Raw genomic sequence first — 16,681 nt, 5'->3', positions numbered from 1 at the left:
GGTGCAAACAAGCCGGTGTGACCGGAGAAGCAGAGGGGACTGACGTGAAACTCATCATAGCGACAATCAAGCCGTTCAAGCTCGAGGAGGTGCGCGAGGCACTGACCCAGGCTGGCGTGCGCGGCATGATGGTGACCGAAATCAAGGGCTTCGGCTCACAATCCGGTCACACAGAAATCTATCGCGGCGCAGAATACGCCGTGAACTTCGTACCCAAGATCAAACTGGAAATCGTGGTCCCAGCCACGATGGCCGACCAGATTGTTGAGACCATCACCAACACCGCCAAGACCGGCAAGATCGGTGACGGCAAGATTTTCGTCCTTGATGTCGAGCAGGCCATGCGCGTGCGGACCGGGGAAACAAACGAAGAGGCGCTCTGAGCGCCGACACTCACATAAATTCGAGGACTGACAATGAACCTGATGAAATCTCTCATCCCTGCCGCCGCGCTTGTCGTGCTGCCGCAGATGGGTCTGGCACAAGAGGCTGCCACCGGCGAAGCCGCGCTGCACACCCAGTATATCTTTACCACCCTGCTGTTCCTGATGGCGGGCTTCCTGGTCTTCTTCATGGCGGCAGGCTTTGCCATGCTGGAAGGCGGTTTGGTGCGTTCCAAGAACGTCGCCATGCAGATGACCAAAAACGTGGCACTGTTTTCCATTGCCGCGATCATGTACTGGTTGATTGGCTTCAACACAATGTATCCCGGCGACTTCAATGGTTTCTTTGCCATTGGCGGCCCAACCGTGCTTGATCCAGTTGGTGTTGACCCGGCCGAGGCTGCTTTGGACTATGCCTCAATCGGTTCGGACTTCTTCTTCCAGCTGGTCTTTGTGGCTGCAACCGCCTCGATCGTGTCCGGCGCCGTGGCCGAACGGATCAAGCTGTGGCCGTTCCTGATCTTCGTGGTCGTGCTGACCGGTATCATGTACCCGATCTCTGGCTCCTGGCAGTGGGGCGGCGGCTGGCTGTCCGAAGCTGGCTTCTCGGATTTCGCTGGTTCTACAGTTGTGCACTCTGTCGGTGGCTGGGCAGCTCTGGCTGGCTGTCTGATCCTTGGCCCGCGTATCGGCAAGTATAAAGACGGCAAGGTTCACCCGATGCCCGGTTCGAACCTGGCGCTGGCCACCTTGGGTACTTTTATCCTGTGGCTGGGTTGGTTCGGCTTCAACGGCGGCTCACAGCTGGCTATGGGCACCGTGGGTGACGTAACCGACGTGTCGCGCATCTTTGCCAACACCAACATGGCTGCCGCATCTGGTGCTGTTGCTGCCCTGATCCTGACCCAGGTTCTGTACAAGAAGCCTGACCTGACCATGGTGCTGAACGGCGCGCTGGCCGGTCTGGTCTCGATCACCGCTGAGCCTCTGGCTCCGACCTTGTTCGGCTCGCTATGGATCGGTGCAGTTGGCGGCATCATCGTGGTCTTCGCGGTTCCGATGCTGGACAAGTTCAAGATCGACGACGTTGTTGGTGCCATCCCTGTTCACCTGTTCGCAGGCATCTGGGGCACCATCGCCGTGATCTTCTACGGCGAGGCCAGCCTGATTACCCAGCTGACCGGTATCGTCGCATACGGTGTGTTCACCTTCGTCGGCGCTCTGATCGTATGGTCGATCCTGAAAGCGGTAATGGGCATCCGTGTCAGCGAAGAGGACGAGATCAACGGCCTCGACATGGCAGAACTGGGTATGGAAGCCTATCCGGAGTTCTCGAAGGGCTAAGAGCTTACCAAGTTGAACAAAAAAACCCGGGCGTTCGCGCCCGGGTTTTCTTTTTCCTGAGACAGGGTTCAGACGCCGACGTCGACAATCGCCTGCGCCAGAATCGGTACGGTCGTCGCGTTCAGCCCGGCAATATTCAACCTGCTGTCGCCGACCATGTAGATCCCGTGATCGTTACGCAGTTGCTCGACCAGTTCAGGGGCCGCGCCGAGGCGCGAGAACATGCCGCGGTGCTGGGCGACAAAGCCGAACCGGTCTGATCCGGTCAGACGCTGCAACTCGTCCGCCAGTTGCTGACGCAGGCCCAGCATGGACAGGCGCACCTCCTCCAGCTCAGCGGCCCAATCTGCGCGCAAGGCGTCGTCGTTCAGGATGGTGGTCACGACCCGTGCGCCATGGTCCGGCGGAAACGAGTAGTTCTGGCGGTTCAGGAAGGCCAGCGTGCTCTGGTTCAGCGCGGTCTGCGCCACATCGTCACTGATCGCCATCAGCAACCCGGTGCGTTCACGGTAAACGCCGAAATTCTTCGAACAGGACGCCGCGATCAGGCAGCGCTTGACCGACGATGCCACCAGACGGGTTGCCTGCGCGTCTTCCTCAAGACCGTCGCCGAAACCCTGATAGGCGATGTCGATCATGGCAACCAGCCCAAGCTCGTTGATCAGGTTCACCACCTCTTGCCACTGCACGGGGTTCAAGTTTGCGCCGGTTGGGTTGTGGCAGCAACCATGCAGCAGAACCACGTCGCCCGCCTTGGCAGTTTTCAGGTCCTCGATCATACCGTCGAAATCGACGCCGCGGGTTTCGCCGTCGAAATAGCGATACGGAACCGCCTCGATACCCAAGTAGCTCAGGATCGACAGGTGGTTTGGCCATGTCGGGTTCGATACAAACACGCGCGCCGCAGGATTGGCCATGCGGATCATCTCGAACGCCTGACGACAGGCACCCGTCCCGCCCGGTGTCGCAACGGCGGCAATATTGGCACGCGGTACTGCGTCGCCGAGGATCAGGCCGATCATCGCATCGGCATAGGCCGGATCACCTGCCAGTCCCGTATAGGCTTTGCTCTCCTGCTCCTCCAGAATGCGCTTTTCGGCGGCTTTGACCGCTCGCATAACCGGGGTAACACCTTCGGCATTCTTGTAGACACCAACACCCAGGTCGATCTTCTGATCGCGCGGGTCTTCGCGGTACATCTGCATCAGCGCCAAGATTTTGTCGGCGGGCTGCGGTTTGAGGTTCTCGAACATCAGGTCTCTCCGGTTGCGACGGGCAGGGTTGGGAAAGCACCCCATTCAGCCCAGGAGCCGTCATAAAGCGCGTGGTCTTTTTTGCCCATGCGTTCAAGCGCAAGGCTTAGGATTGCAGCGGTCACGCCCGAACCGCACGAGGTGATCGCCGGTTTGGTCAGATCCACGCCTGCGGCCTCAAACACGGCGCGGCACGCATCGGGCGACTTCATTGTACCATCACTATTCAACAGGCTGCCAAAGGGCACGTTGCGCGACCCTGGTATGTGGCCAGATCGCAGCCCTTCGCGCGGTTCAACCTCGGTTCCGGCGAAACGGGCGGCAGCACGGGCATCGATAATCTCATGATCAGCCAGTTTGGCGGCCGCAGACACTTGTGTCACGTCGCGTACCAGATGGTTCTGCACCCGAACGGTCATATGCCGATCCCGGATCACCGGGGGCAGATCTTCAACCTCTCGCCCTTCGGCCTGCCATTTCGGCAAACCCCCGTCCAGAACGGCGATGTTCTCTTGGCCCATCAGGCGGAACAGCCACCAGACCCGCGCGGCCGACATCAGCCCGGCCCCGTCATAGACGACCACCTGATGACCATCGCCGACGCCCATCGCCCGCAGGCGTGACATGAACTTCTCGACCGGCGGCGCCATATGTGGCAAGTCCGAACGTTGGTCCGAAATGTCATCAATATCGAAGAAGCGCGCGCCGGGGATGTGGCCCGCATCATATTCCGCCTTGGCATCGCGGTTCTGCGCAGGCAGGTACCACGATCCATCCAGGATCCGCAGATCCGGGTCCTTCAGATGGGCGGCAAGCCAGTCGGTGGAAACGAGGGTTTTGGGATCGTCTTGCATCAAAGCCTCCCCTAAGCGAGTCTGAGTTTCCCTATATCCGAGCGGACAAACGTGCAAGCCATGCCAAGGCCTGCACCCCCCGGCGCGCTGACAATTTTTTCCAAACATACACGTTTGCCTGCTTGACAGGCGGCACCCCGTGCCAGACACCTGCCGGACATGGTTTCCAAAGGGGAATTCCCCCTGAGGAACGAAAAGGGAATCCGGTGCGACAGTAGCTGTCAATTCCGGAACTGCCCCCGCAACTGTAAGCGGAGTTTCGCCCCATCATGGCCACTGACCGAAGCAATCGGTTGGGAAGGCCGGGATCGAAGCCAATCCGCAAGTCAGGAGACCTGCCATGTGCAAACCGGGCGAAAGCCCAATTTTTAAACCTTTCTGCCGTCGGGTGTGACGGGAAGGAGACCAAACTATGCATATCGAACCGGGCGTCGTAAATGGCGCCAAACTTGTCTTGAGCTACGCCACCGCAACTGGCGCAGGGCTCTATGCCGCTAAACTGGCATGGGACAGCCTGAAAAGCAGCGGCCTTGCCAGCCTTGCCATTCGCTCAGCCCTGACCATTGGGCTGGTTTTCACCTTCTTTGAGGTGTTGCCGCACTTCCCGGTCGGGGTGTCAGAGGTTCATTTTATTCTAGGATCGACCCTGTTTTTGTTATTCGGTGCGGCCCCTGCCGCCATCGGCCTGATCGCGGGCTTGTTTATTCAGGGGTTTTTCCTGGCGCCTTTCGACCTGCCTCAGTTCGGGATGAACATGACAACGCTGCTGGTACCATTGTTTGCCTTGCAGGCCTTGGCCAACCGCATCATTGCGCCAAATACGGCCTATATTGATCTGAAGTATTCTCAGGCACTTGCGCTGTCGACGGCCTATCAGGGCGGTGTCGTCGTCTGGGTGGCGTTCTGGGCCTTTTATGGCCAAGGATTTGGTGCAGAAAACCTCGCCGCCGTTGTCAGCTTTGGCGCTGCGTACCTCCTGGTTATCCTGATAGAACCACTGGCTGATTTGGCCGTGTTGGCCGCAACAAAATCCATGCGGGATCTGGGCCGGATTGGGCTGTTCACACCGCGCCTTCACAACACTGCATAACTCTATTGCGCCGCGTTACCCTTCGCGGCGCAACCTGAAATGCTGAATAATCCCGATCACGCTAATGATGATCCAGAAGCCTTCAATCAACATTGACGCCAGATTGAAGTTCTGAAGCAGCGAATAGACAATCAAAACAGACCCCAGCAGGTTCACCACGGGAAACGCCAGATCTTCGGAATTCATATACCGCATCTGCGTCGCGAAATAGGCGGCAACCACGATCAGAGCCCCGAAGGAACCGATGGCGTCCACGATGGTCAGACTGTTGAAAAACTCACTCATCAATGAACCTTGCCGTTTTCCTGAACATCCGGCTGTTGCGCATAGTGATGCATGTTCAAAAACGCCGCCCCTTCAGCACCTGCGCGATATCCGTGCGGGACATCCGCTGCAAATCGAAGTCCCTGCCCCGTTTGCAAAGACACCCAAGCCTCACCTTTCAGAATGTCCAGCGTGCCGCTGAGCACAAAGACCTCCTCGGTCACACCAGCGGCATGGGCAGGGGACTCATGGCTTTGGTTCGGGTCGAGGTTGACGTGAAATGTCTCTGCCCCCAAGGCCGGATCAAAGGGGAAAACGATCTTGACCTCGATACTGCCGGGAAAGGTAACGGTTTGAAAAACCGACGGATCACCATTCACGGTGTCGATCAACGCGCTGAGCGGCAGCTGAAATCCTTTGGCAATCTTCCAGAGCGTGGCGATCGTCGGGCTTGATTCGCCGCGTTCGATCTGACCTAGCATCGCTTTGCTGACACCGGTGATTTCGGCAACTTTCGACAGGCTCAGCCCCGAAGCGGCCCGCACATCCCTTAGTTTCAGTGTTATGTCGTCCGGAGCCATGCCGTTGTCTTTCGAATCCTCTTGTGCGTTATAGCGCACATATGGTACGTGCGCTATAACGCACATTCCCCGCATATCGCAACCGGGGCAAAAGGGAAACAGCATCATGCCAATGTACCGATCCAGAACCTCTACCCATGGCCGCAACATGGCCGGTGCCCGCGGCCTGTGGCGTGCCACCGGTATGCAGGACGATGATTTCGGCAAGCCGATTATCGCCATTGTCAACTCCTTCACACAATTCGTGCCGGGTCACGTCCACCTGAAGGATTTGGGCCAGATGGTCGCGCGTGAGGTTGAAAAGGCTGGCGGTGTTGCCAAGGAATTCAACACCATCGCGGTGGATGACGGCATCGCCATGGGCCACGACGGGATGCTCTATTCCTTACCCTCGCGTGAGGTGATCGCGGATTCGGTCGAATACATGGTCAACGCGCATTGCGCCGATGCGATGGTCTGTATCTCGAACTGCGATAAGATCACGCCAGGCATGTTGATGGCTGCGATGCGTTTGAACGTTCCAGCGATCTTTGTCTCGGGCGGGCCGATGGAGGCTGGTAAGATCGACATTGCTGATCTGGATGCCAAGAAGATCGACCTTGTAGATGCCATGGTCGCCGCCGCTGACGACCGGTTCACCGACGAGCAGGTTCAGCATATCGAGGAAAACGCCTGCCCCACTTGCGGCTCGTGCTCGGGCATGTTCACGGCGAACTCAATGAATTGTCTGGCCGAGGCACTGGGTTTGGCACTGCCAGGCAATGGCTCCACCCTCGCCACTCATGCGGACCGCAAACAGCTGTTCCTTGAAGCGGGTCGCCGGATCGTCGAGATCACCAAGCGGCACTACGATCTGGACGAAAAAGGCTTCCTACCACGCGAGATCGCAACGTTTGATGCGTTCGAGAACGCCATGAGCCTGGATATCGCCATGGGTGGATCGACCAACACGGTCCTGCATCTGCTGGCAATCGCCCACGAAGGCGGCGTCGATTTCACCATGTCCGACATGGACCGGTTAAGCCGTAAGGTGCCGTGCCTGTGCAAAGTCGCACCGAACACCGAGAATGTGCATATGGAGGACGTCCACCGCGCCGGTGGCATCTTCTCGATCCTCGGTGAACTCAGCCGCGCTGGGTTGTTCCACAACCACTGCAGCACTGTTCACACGCCGACCATGGGCGAAGCAATTGCCAATTGGGACATCAAGGTTGCCAACAACCCGGCGGCGCAGGACCTGTTCAAGGCAGCCCCGGGCGGTGTACGCACCACGCAGGCGTTCAGCCAGTCGAACCGGTACAAGGAACTGGACACCGACCGCGAAGGCGGTGTGATCCGGTCCAAGGAACATGCGTTTTCGCAAGATGGCGGTCTGGCCGTTCTGTTCGGCAATATCGCCCGCGACGGCTGTATCGTGAAAACAGCGGGTGTGGATTCCAGTAGCCTGACCTTCACCGGCTCGGCCTATGTCTGCGAAAGCCAGGATCAGGCGGTCAGCGACATCCTGACCGGCAAGGTGAAAGAGGGTGACGTGGTCGTCATCCGCTACGAAGGCCCTCGCGGTGGGCCGGGGATGCAGGAAATGCTCTACCCAACCTCTTATCTGAAATCCAAAGGTCTGGGCAAAGCCTGCGCTTTGTTAACCGATGGTCGCTTCTCGGGCGGTACATCGGGCCTGTCCATCGGCCATGTCTCACCCGAGGCGGCCGAAGGCGGCGTGATCGGTCTGGTCCGTCAGGGTGACACGATCGAGATCGACATCCCAAACCGCTCAATCCATCTGGCTGTGTCGGATGAGGAACTGGCGCAGCGACGCGCCGAGCAAGACGAAAAAGGCTGGGAACCGGCAGAACCACGCAAGCGCAAGGTCTCTACCGCGCTGAAAGCCTATGCCAAACTGACCACCAGCGCCGCCAAAGGGGCCGTGCGTCAGGTTTGAGTCGGAAACCACTCAACAAATACGGCCCACCCATCTGGTGGGCTGTTTTTGTTCTGTAGCGTGGGAGGAAGCAGGCTTCAGATCTATGACCTCAAACGCCCACTTTCAATTTCATCAACTTCTTAGGAAGTCACTCGTCTGACGGAAAACCAGACCCAAAAGCTCAATGCAACCGCTGACGCTGAAATAATAGTCATGATGGTCCCCGGTACGAAATTAACGTAGCCGGGAAAATCGACAAATAGCAGATAGCCGACATCGGCAAGACCGCCGACCATACCTGTTACCCAAATGGCAGTTATGTTTTTCCGCCAGATAAAGATTGCGCCGATGATCGTCGCGATGCCGAACCAACCTAGGTTCCATCCATGCTGATTGAGTACGCCTTCCACTGCTGTGTGATAGTCGGCTTCAAGCGCAACCGGATCAACGGCATCGGCAATAGCTTGAAACCCGCCCGTGGCATCACTCATCAGCACCATCACACCCGCGAGCGTATGTACCAATCCCCAAATAATCCAAAGGACCGCGGCAATTTTGAGAGCCAGTGTATGTGGGGCTGTCATGTCGTCTTCCTTGTCATTGAAGCCAAGAGGCCATCTCGTTAAGTTGATTTTGTCCATTAAACAAATAAGTAGACTTAGTCAACTAAATGCAAGACACCGATCTCGCCCTACTTATAGACCGCTTGATGCGCAAAATTCATTCTGGACTACAGGAACGCGCGCCCGGCTTTGATAGAGAAGCAGTTGGGCCCGGCGGGGGCATTGTGCTGATGACGCTTGCGGATGCCGGGCGGATCAGCATGAATGAACTCACAAAACGTGTCGCTCGTGACAAATCACAAATGACGCGTATGGTCCGATCTTTGGAAGACAAAGGGCTTGTACGGCGAGAAGTGGCTCCAGACGATGGTCGCGTCAGCTTGATCTTTTTGACGCCCAAAGGATCGGAGATTGTTGGGGAACTAATGCAAACAGTCGCAGAGGTTGTCGGCGAAATCCTAGAGCCAATTTCAAAGAGTGAACGAAAAACCCTTCAGTCGCTGCTCGCACAGGTCGTTTAGGAGTGCTCAGTAAGGGAGCGGACGCTCGTAGCCATCACTGCATTTTGCACCTTGAGCTCGAAGCAGAAACAGACGTACAAATCGTGTTCTAAGCAGATGCATCTTTGCCAGGGGCGCCCATTGCCCCTCAATCGCCCAATTTGGCGTGCACCTCGTCCAGATCGATCTCACCGATGGGCATCTTGTTCCCGGGGTTTTCGAAATCATATTTGAACAGCTCGAAGTCCTGTTTGTAGATTTCATAGACCAGATGCATCGACAGATCGTCGAAATAATCCTCGACCGGATGCGCGCGTTTTGGGCCATGCCCCTCGGATTCGTTGAATCGCGGGATGTCGGACAATGTCACCGGATGGGCGGTTTCGACGTGGTCCAGAACTCCCTGCATCCCGTCATTGAACGCCTCGGTCCAGAAAATCCGATCATACTGACCGCCATTCACGATAAAGGTCGACACATGCCCCGACATGGCTGACCAGTGGATATCCGGGTCCATCGGGCGGCGCCAACGGATCGTGTCGCGCGCAAACAGCAGGAACCGGCGGAAGCTGGCAATCTGGTCAAACTCGCCCTTGCCATCATCGCCGCCCACTTCGATCCCATAGTTGTAGATCAGTGTCGGCACCAGATTACCCCGATAGCGTTTGCCGTTGCGCTGAATGCCGCAAATTTTGTCGAAGAATGAACTGAGGATGCGGGTGTAAGGATTGCGCACGCAGGTAAAAGAATAGGACCCGTGGTTGCGCACATTGGTGGCGATCATGCCCTGGCTTTGATCAAAGGCCCATTTGTGCATCCCGTCCTTCGCGTCGTGGATATCGCCGTCAAAGAATTCCCCATGATCCGAATAATACATGATCTGACCAATGGTCGAGCACGCACATTTCGGCACCACACGGTAAACCATGCTTTCGCTCTCGGTCATCCAGGTGCCGGGAAACCCCATTGGCGTGCCTCCTATGCTGGCCTGCTCTCAGTTTGATATGCCAGCTTTCGACATCAAAAAACCAAAAATATTCTGTTTATTCAATCGCTCATCCTAAGTATCACGGGTGCAGTCCGGCAAAAAAGGAAATTGCGACATCATATGGCAAAGATTGCCTATATCCTGCTGTGTCACAAAGACCCTGAGGCCATCATTGCGCAGGCCGAGCAGTTAACCGCCGCCGGCGACTGTATGGCCATCCATTTCGACGCACGCGCCCAGATTGCTGACTACGAAACCATCCGCAGCGCGCTGAAAGACAACCCCAATGTCACTTTCGCCGCCAAGCGCATCAAATGCGGCTGGGGTGAGTGGTCTTTGGTGCAAGCCACCCTGAACGCCCTGAACGCCGCCGTCGATGCATTCCCGCGCGCCACGCATTTCTATATGCTGTCCGGCGACTGTATGGCGATCAAGACAGCGGAATACACGCATCGCTTTCTTGATGATCGCGATATGGACTTCATCGAAAGCCACGATTTCTTTGCTAGCAACTGGATCAAGACCGGGATGAAAGAAGACCGTCTGATCTACCGTCACTATTTCAATGAGCGTACCCAATCCAAACGCTTTTATGCCGCGTTCGAGCTGCAAAAACGTTTCAAGCTGACGCGCGACATCCCCGAAGACCTGCAGATCATGATCGGCAGCCAATGGTGGTGCCTGCGCCGCCGCACGGTTGAGATGATCCAAGAGTTCTTACGAGAACGTCGCGATGTGATCCGCTTCTTTTCGACAACCTGGATCCCGGATGAGACGTTCTTTCAGACGCTTGTCCGCCATCTGATCCCCAAGGGTGAGATCGAGAACCGCACACCAACATTCCTGATGTTCTCAGATTACGGGATGCCGGTGACGTTCTACAACGATCACTTCGACTTGCTGCTGGGTCAGAACTATCTGTTCGCCCGCAAAATCAGCCCCGAAGCGCATGAGTTGAAAGAGCGGCTGGGCGCTCTGTATGCCAGTACAGGGGTCGACTTCCCGATCTCGGATGAAGGGCGCAATCTCTATGCCTTCCTAACCGGGCGCGGGCGCGTTGGTCGCCGGTTCGGGCAACGTTTCTGGGAAGCCGGGAATACCTTAGGCCCTGAGCGAGAGCTATTTCTGGTTGTTTGCAAAAAATGGCACGTGGCCAAACGGCTGGTCGATCAGATCGCGTCAGAGACGGACATGCCATGCGTCGAGTATCTGTTCAGCGAACAGGACACCCCTTTGCCTGATTTGGGTGGGATTGAAACGACGCTGAACAAACGCTCGCGCCACCGGCGCGCGGTTGTGCGAATGCTGTTCGAACACTTCGGATCGAACCAGTTGGTTCTGTGCCTGGACCCGGCCAATCTGGACGTTATTCAGGATTTCTGCAGCGATGCAGCGCAAACACATGTGCTGGAGATCGAATGCGACTATTCCGATGACTATCTGATCGGCCATGCAAGGCGCGTGGGACTGGCGGGTCAGAACAGCCCAGACCAAACAGTTTCGCGCCTATTGCCGACGATACGGAATGATCTGGCCTACGAATCCGAACAAATCCGCCAGGCCGGGCTGGATGGGTATCTGCGCCTGCGCGAAAGCGCGGATCGAGCCGAGAACGAGGCAGCGATTGCGCAGTTCCTTGGCGTCGGGTCCGATAAGGCGCAATCCATTATGCAGCTGGACTATCTGTTCTCGGACTAAGCTCCGGCAATGCCGCTGCACCGCCGGGGCGATCAGTCAGATGTCGAATTTCACACCCTGCGCCAGAGGCAACTCTGCCGAGTAATTTACAGTATTGGTCTGGCGACGCATATAGGCTTTCCAGGCGTCTGATCCGCTTTCGCGCCCGCCGCCGGTTTCCTTTTCGCCCCCGAACGCACCGCCAATCTCGGCCCCGGATGGCCCGATATTGACGTTGGCGATGCCGCAATCCGATCCGGCTGCGGTCAGGAACTGCTCTGCCTCGCGCATGTTCAGGGTAAACACGCAGGAAGACAGGCCCTGCGGGACATCATTCTGCAACTCCAACGCCTCATCGAACGCTTCATATCCCATGACATAAAGGATTGGCGCAAAGGTCTCGGTCTTTACCGTCACCGTCTGACCCGGCATCTCGACAATGGCGGGTTCCATATAGACGCCACTTGGCACGCCTTCGGTGACACGTTGCCCGCCAAAGACCGTACCGCCCTCGGCCTCGGCCGCCTGGAGCGCGGCGGTCATCGCAGCGCCAGAAGCCTCGTCCACCAAGGGACCGACCAAAGTGCCTTCAGCCAGCGGATCACCGATGGGCAAACCCGCATAGGCCTTCTTGAGACGCGCTATCAGTTCATCTTTGATCGAGTTATGCACGATCAACCGGCGTAGCGTTGTGCATCTCTGCCCCGCGGTTCCAACCGCCGAGAACACAATCGCCCGCACCGCCATCTCCAGATCAGCCGAGGGGCCTACGATCATCGCATTATTGCCGCCAAGTTCCAGAATGCACTTGCCAAACCGCGCCGCGACGATGGGCGCAACAGCACGGCCCATACGGGTCGAACCAGTCGCTGAGATCACCGGCACATCTTCGCTGGAGACAAGCGCCTCACCCAAGTTGGCCCCACCGATCAGGGTTTGCAGCAGGTTGTCGGGCGCGTCGCCGAACTGGGCCAGCGCGCGTTCGAATATCTTCTGACAGGCCATCGCGGTCAGCGGGGATTTCTCGGACGGTTTCCAGATCACAGGATCGCCGCAAACCAGTGCAATCGCTGCATTCCACGACCAGACGGCCACCGGGAAGTTGAAGGCCGAGATCACCCCGACGGGACCAGCCGGATGCCAGGTTTCCATCATCCGGTGACCGGGACGTTCCGAGGCAATCGTCAGGCCATATAGCTGCCGCGACAGGCCAACGGCAAAGTCGCAGATATCAATCATCTCCTGCACTTCGCCCAAACCCTCGGAGGTGATCTTGCCCGCCTCCCAACTGACCAGAGCGCCCAAATCATCCTTGGCGGCGCGCAGTTCTTCGCCCAACAGGCGGATCAACTCACCCCGGCGCGGGGCTGGCACGGTGCGCCACGCTTTGAACGCGGTTTTGGCATTGGCAAAGATGGTCTCCATCTCGGAGGCCCGGGTTTCGTGCACCTCGGCCAGAACGCGCCCGTCAATCGGGGATCGCACGGTCAGCGTGCCGCCTGTCAACTCAGCAGCAGTCAGGTCGAGGTTTGCCAGAGTGGTTTCTGCAGTCATCACAACGTCTTTCATATCTCAGGCCGCCTTGTTCTGTGGGGTTACATCGCCCGCCCGGTAGAGCCGGCCAAACTCGGTGTTCAGGAAATCGGACAGGTTCACCTGTTCTTGCCGGACAAACCCGGTCGACGGAAGAACGCCAGTCCGCATCAGATCGACGACGCCCAGAACACCTGCGGCTGTTGTGACTTGAATGGCGCTCCAGACCTGTCCGTTGATCTCGCGGGCAAAGCTTTTGTTGATCAGGGATTTCTCGCGCAGCGTCCCGCCGATCATGCCCTTGGCGGTGCAATAGACCAGCACCACATCCTGATCGGTGCGCGGCAGGGCGGATTCAAAGATCTCTTTTAGCAAGTCACGGCGACGGTCCAGCCGCAGATCATGCAATAGAAGTTTCAGAATGTCACAATGACCGGGATAGCGGATCGATCGATAGGAAACTGCGCGCGCCTTGCCTTCCAGCGTTTCTGGCAAGGTGCCCAAGCCGCCAGAGGTATTGAAGCATTCGTATTCCACGCCGTCATGACCCAGCACCTCATAGTCTTCCAGCGGCGCGGTCTTGACGCGTTCGCCATTCACGATGGCATCGCAGGGATTGCAATATTCGTTGATCAGCCCGTCCGTGGACCATGTAAGATTGTATTTCAAACCGTTGGTCGGGTAGAGCGGCAAGGCCCCGACCCGCATGTGCAAGCTATCGATTTCGTCGAATTCCGCGGCCAGCGATGCGCCTGCGATGCCGACAAAGCCGGGGGCCAGCCCGCATTGCGGCATGAAAGCGGTTTGACTGCCTTGGGCCAGATCGCGCACCGCGTTGGTTGCCGCGACATCCTCGGTCAAGTCAAAGTAATGCGCGCCCGCCTGCTGGGCCGCTTTGGCAATGGTTGGGGTCAAAAAGAACGGGGCTGCCGAGACTACCGCATCAAAGTCGTGTAACCCCTCGGTCAATCCATCCAAGTCCGTCCCATCGATCTGTTTGGTCGCCACGCCCGACTGCGCAACCTCGCCCAAAGCTTTCAGATCGTAATCCGCAACCGTTAGGGCGTAGTTCGGCGATCCCTTCAACAGCGTGGCGATCATCTGCCCGATCTTGCCAGCCCCTACGACACAGACATTCCAGGACATAGCGTGCCTCCTCTTTATGGTTTTCCATCAAGAGTGGCGCGGGACCTGTTCATTTTGCAGTGGTGGAGTTGACGAAATTAAGGTGATTTTCGTCATTTATACGAAAGCTTTGACATTTTGACAGAATTCAGCACACCCTCGCAAGCCGCAGCTCGGAAAACCATCCACCAAACGCGGGGAACCAAGTGCAATTTCTGTATGCGGGCGAAGTGTGCTACCCTCTCAGAATTGATTTTTTTAGAAAACTTACCAACGGGCGGAAAAATGTCCGATTCAAAGACTGATCCAAACGCAGGCGTTGCGGCCAAAACCACGGCCCGCATGAAAAGCGCAATTGGCGATGAAACCGTAAAATGGATATCCCGCCTGATCGGGCTGGTGCTTATCGTGGTGTGCACCGCAATCATCACGATCCCCCTGAAATGGGCGCTGGGGATTTATCGGATTGAAAACTATCTGGACGAAATGATCAGCGGCCTGTCCCTTAGCGAGGACACCGTATTTGTTTACCAGTTCGACTTTGTCGTCGCACAAAGGGACCTGTTGGAGAATATCGCCCGCCGGATGCAGACCTCTGCTGAAGGGGATGTCGCCGCCGTTCTGCAGACCATCACCCCTTTTGCGCTGCTGACCAAACCGCTCGTGGATCTAAGCGCCCTGCGCAACCATATCGAAGATGAAGACTGGCAGGATATCATGGCGCAACGTGGCAAGCTGCGGTCCTCCAAAGTACACTCGGTGAATTTCTCAGCCTCGGAAAAGGCGCAGGTCACGCTGGACTACCGGCTGGTGTGTTACGGTGAAGACGGTACGCCTTTCCCAAGCGAGGTGGCGTTTGACATCAAGATCAACACACGCTCGATCCAAGAGGACGGCATTCGTCTACCGCCCACGGGCTGGCAACATATCGATCAGACGCTGCTGGATAATTTCGTCAGCATCAAAAGCACCGATTCCGACTATGTGCACCGCAAACACGAGCTGGCGCTTGTGATCGAAAACGAGAACCGGGAAGACATCATCAACGCCATGGCCGAGGGCACTCTGGCGACTTGCCGTTTTGACGCTTTGATCTTTGTGAGGGATGTTTTCGAGAAGTTCGACAAGTTTGACGCTTTAGAGTGGATCAAGGACAGGACTGGTCTGTAATGCTGAATTTTACCAAAAACATAGTGCTGACAGTTTCCACGCTTTGTGCGGCCGAGCTCAGCGCCGGTTGCGATCTGCTCTGCCAATACGAAATGCGCCGGGACTCCCTTGAGCTTACATTCACGGAATCCCTGGTCCCTTTTGAACCGGTTGTCATTTACTATGAGTTCAACACCGTCGGCTTCGAGGCGACCACCTATTCCGGCAATAAAATCAAATATATCGACTACCCCGGCTATCTGGGTGAACTTGTTGTGGTCGCCGTCGAGGACGAGGCGCAGGCCAGCATTGTCCATATCAGGGACAGCCTGACCCGTTTGGCCAGAGATGACCCGAAATCACAGCGCTATTTCCTGGAGGGTCAGTATTTCGCTGACTACGAAACCGGCACGGAATTTCAGATTGACCCAAGCATCAGGTTCTTCATGGAGAATCTCGGGTATTTCGACCATGACGCCGTGCCAAGACTGGTGGTCAGCGGCCCGTTCTGGAGCGAAGAAAATTTTGGTCTCCGGCCCCTCGGCCTGTTCAAAACCCGCCAAGATGGAATGGTGACCGGCTTTCTTGAATTCGAGGCAAAACATGTTCTGTGTATCCGCGACGAAGGCCCCTTGGACCTGCACAGTCTGGAGCAATTTGAAACACCGGGCTCAACCACCCGCAAACGCAGCATCAGCCATCCGATCAACGATCTGGTTGCGCAGGACTGCGCGGCTGCAATCCAGATTGGACCGACATTTTTCGAAAAAACCCTTGAAGGCGAAACGCCACCGCAACCCGGTATCTCGGGTCTGTCGCTAAGGCCGGCCAAACGGGCCGTTCTCGCGCGTCTGAATGACGGCGGATCAATACAAACGTTGTTTGTGTTTTCCGAACGGCTGATCAGCTCCTTTGACACAATGGTTCTGGTCGGAAAACTGGCGCAAGAGATGGCCGGGTCCGAAGAAACAATTGAATGGGCCGTCGGGCTCCGAGACGAGGAATTCCTGAGCGGCTACGTGACCGAAACAGATGATGTCATCAACAGCACCACTGTGCCTGCGGGGGGGTTGTTGGTTTTCGAGTAATTTTTCTGAGTAGTCGAGCGGTCAAAATACTTGATTTCGATGCAAACAGTCCAGTGGACTGTTTGTGGCTCGACGTGGCTGTTTGGATTTTGGTTGCGGGAGCAGGATTTGAACCTGCGACCTTCAGGTTATGAGCCTGACGAGGTTTGATCGTTAAGCAAACAGTCCAGTGGACTGTTTGTGGCTCGACGTGGCTGTTTGGATTTTGGTTGCGGGGAGAGGATTTGAACCTCTGACCTTCAGGTTATGAGCCTGACGAGCTACCGGACTGCTCCACCCCGCGACACTTTTGTTGGCCTATCGCTTACGCTACTTGAGGCCTTGCGTTGGTCTACCGCCTATTCGGCTACTTGAGACCGGGTAGTGTT

16 protein-coding genes, 1 tRNA gene and 1 riboswitch are annotated in these 16,681 nt (G+C 56.8%); of the genes, 8 read left to right on the top strand and 9 right to left on the bottom strand.

Annotated features, from left to right (window positions below; translation table 11 throughout):
* The first annotated feature begins 44 nt into the window (after window positions 1–44).
* On the top strand, window positions 45–383 hold the full coding sequence (locus ACR0JE_RS13610; protein ID WP_480500528.1) for a P-II family nitrogen regulator: 339 nt from the start codon (window positions 45–47) through the stop codon (window positions 381–383).
* A 33-nt stretch (window positions 384–416) separates the two neighbouring features.
* Window positions 417–1,727, top strand: a complete 1,311-nt coding sequence (locus tag ACR0JE_RS13605; RefSeq protein ID WP_480551399.1) for an ammonium transporter — start codon at window positions 417–419, stop codon at window positions 1,725–1,727.
* Window positions 1,728–1,795: 68 nt separating this feature from the next.
* On the opposite strand, the gene ACR0JE_RS13600 is transcribed toward ACR0JE_RS13605, so the two are convergent.
* Complete coding sequence (locus ACR0JE_RS13600) at window positions 1,796–2,980, bottom strand: amino acid aminotransferase (RefSeq protein WP_480864536.1); 1,185 nt, start codon at window positions 2,978–2,980, stop codon at window positions 1,796–1,798.
* Window positions 2,980–3,834 carry a 3-mercaptopyruvate sulfurtransferase gene (gene sseA, locus ACR0JE_RS13595; RefSeq protein ID WP_480864535.1) on the bottom strand — a complete coding sequence of 285 codons (855 nt, stop codon included), beginning with the start codon at window positions 3,832–3,834 and terminating at the stop codon, window positions 2,980–2,982. Before sseA ends, ACR0JE_RS13600 begins: the two co-directional genes overlap by 1 nt.
* A 143-nt stretch (window positions 3,835–3,977) precedes the next feature.
* Window positions 3,978–4,191, top strand: a riboswitch (cobalamin riboswitch).
* 55 nt (window positions 4,192–4,246) lie between these two features.
* On the opposite strand from sseA, the gene ACR0JE_RS13590 reads away from it, so the two are divergent.
* Complete coding sequence (locus ACR0JE_RS13590; protein WP_480864534.1) at window positions 4,247–4,924, top strand: energy-coupling factor ABC transporter permease; 678 nt, start codon at window positions 4,247–4,249, stop codon at window positions 4,922–4,924.
* Window positions 4,925–4,939: 15 nt separating this feature from the next.
* On the opposite strand, the gene ACR0JE_RS13585 is transcribed toward ACR0JE_RS13590, so the two are convergent.
* A complete protein-coding gene (locus tag ACR0JE_RS13585) occupies window positions 4,940–5,209 on the bottom strand; it encodes a CBU_0592 family membrane protein (protein WP_480864533.1) in 270 nt (89 codons plus the stop codon).
* Window positions 5,209–5,769: a helix-turn-helix domain-containing protein gene (locus ACR0JE_RS13580; protein ID WP_480864532.1), complete on the bottom strand. Its 561-nt coding sequence runs from the start codon at window positions 5,767–5,769 to the stop codon at window positions 5,209–5,211. Before ACR0JE_RS13580 ends, ACR0JE_RS13585 begins: the two co-directional genes overlap by 1 nt.
* Before the next feature lie 106 nt (window positions 5,770–5,875).
* On the opposite strand from ACR0JE_RS13580, the gene ilvD reads away from it, so the two are divergent.
* The gene (gene ilvD / locus ACR0JE_RS13575) at window positions 5,876–7,708 is read left to right on the top strand and encodes a dihydroxy-acid dehydratase (protein ID WP_480545250.1); all 1,833 of its coding nucleotides are present in this window, start codon (window positions 5,876–5,878) and stop codon (window positions 7,706–7,708) included.
* 122 nt (window positions 7,709–7,830) lie between these two features.
* On the opposite strand, the gene ACR0JE_RS13570 is transcribed toward ilvD, so the two are convergent.
* Window positions 7,831–8,274, bottom strand: coding sequence for a hypothetical protein (locus tag ACR0JE_RS13570; RefSeq protein WP_480864531.1), 444 nt, complete (start codon window positions 8,272–8,274; stop codon window positions 7,831–7,833).
* Between the two features lie 86 nt (window positions 8,275–8,360).
* Here ACR0JE_RS13570 and ACR0JE_RS13565 point away from each other — a divergent pair, with 86 nt between their 5' ends.
* Complete coding sequence (locus tag ACR0JE_RS13565; protein ID WP_480864530.1) at window positions 8,361–8,774, top strand: MarR family winged helix-turn-helix transcriptional regulator; 414 nt, start codon at window positions 8,361–8,363, stop codon at window positions 8,772–8,774.
* 127 nt (window positions 8,775–8,901) lie between these two features.
* Here ACR0JE_RS13565 and ACR0JE_RS13560 read toward each other — a convergent pair whose 3' ends face one another.
* Window positions 8,902–9,720 (bottom strand): sulfotransferase family protein, encoded by an 819-nt coding sequence (locus ACR0JE_RS13560; RefSeq protein ID WP_480864529.1) that lies wholly within the window; start codon window positions 9,718–9,720, stop codon window positions 8,902–8,904.
* Window positions 9,721–9,861: 141 nt separating this feature from the next.
* Here ACR0JE_RS13560 and ACR0JE_RS13555 point away from each other — a divergent pair, with 141 nt between their 5' ends.
* Window positions 9,862–11,439: a DUF5928 domain-containing protein gene (locus ACR0JE_RS13555; protein ID WP_480864527.1), complete on the top strand. Its 1,578-nt coding sequence runs from the start codon at window positions 9,862–9,864 to the stop codon at window positions 11,437–11,439.
* A 36-nt stretch (window positions 11,440–11,475) separates the two neighbouring features.
* Here the strand turns inward: ACR0JE_RS13555 and amaB are convergent, their stop codons facing one another.
* Both amaB and ACR0JE_RS13545 read right to left on the bottom strand, forming a co-directional pair.
* Window positions 11,476–12,972, bottom strand: coding sequence for an L-piperidine-6-carboxylate dehydrogenase (gene amaB / locus ACR0JE_RS13550; protein ID WP_480551553.1), 1,497 nt, complete (start codon window positions 12,970–12,972; stop codon window positions 11,476–11,478).
* A gap of 18 nt (window positions 12,973–12,990) precedes the next feature.
* Window positions 12,991–14,097 carry a saccharopine dehydrogenase family protein gene (locus tag ACR0JE_RS13545; protein ID WP_480864526.1) on the bottom strand — a complete coding sequence of 369 codons (1,107 nt, stop codon included), beginning with the start codon at window positions 14,095–14,097 and terminating at the stop codon, window positions 12,991–12,993.
* A 264-nt stretch (window positions 14,098–14,361) separates the two neighbouring features.
* Between ACR0JE_RS13545 and ACR0JE_RS13540 the strand changes: the two genes are divergently transcribed.
* Window positions 14,362–15,246, top strand: coding sequence for a hypothetical protein (locus tag ACR0JE_RS13540; RefSeq protein WP_480864525.1), 885 nt, complete (start codon window positions 14,362–14,364; stop codon window positions 15,244–15,246).
* Complete coding sequence (locus ACR0JE_RS13535) at window positions 15,246–16,313, top strand: hypothetical protein (protein ID WP_480864524.1); 1,068 nt, start codon at window positions 15,246–15,248, stop codon at window positions 16,311–16,313. The genes ACR0JE_RS13540 and ACR0JE_RS13535 overlap by 1 nt, the downstream gene beginning before the upstream one ends.
* Window positions 16,314–16,519: 206 nt before the next feature.
* Here ACR0JE_RS13535 and ACR0JE_RS13530 read toward each other — a convergent pair.
* A tRNA-Met gene (locus ACR0JE_RS13530) sits at window positions 16,520–16,596 on the bottom strand.
* Window positions 16,597–16,681 lie beyond the last annotated feature (85 nt).

Source organism: Ruegeria sp. H3 (assembly GCF_056533095.1).
The sequence above is the reverse complement of the archived record's forward strand: the minus strand, read 5'-3'. Positions and strand labels throughout refer to the sequence as shown.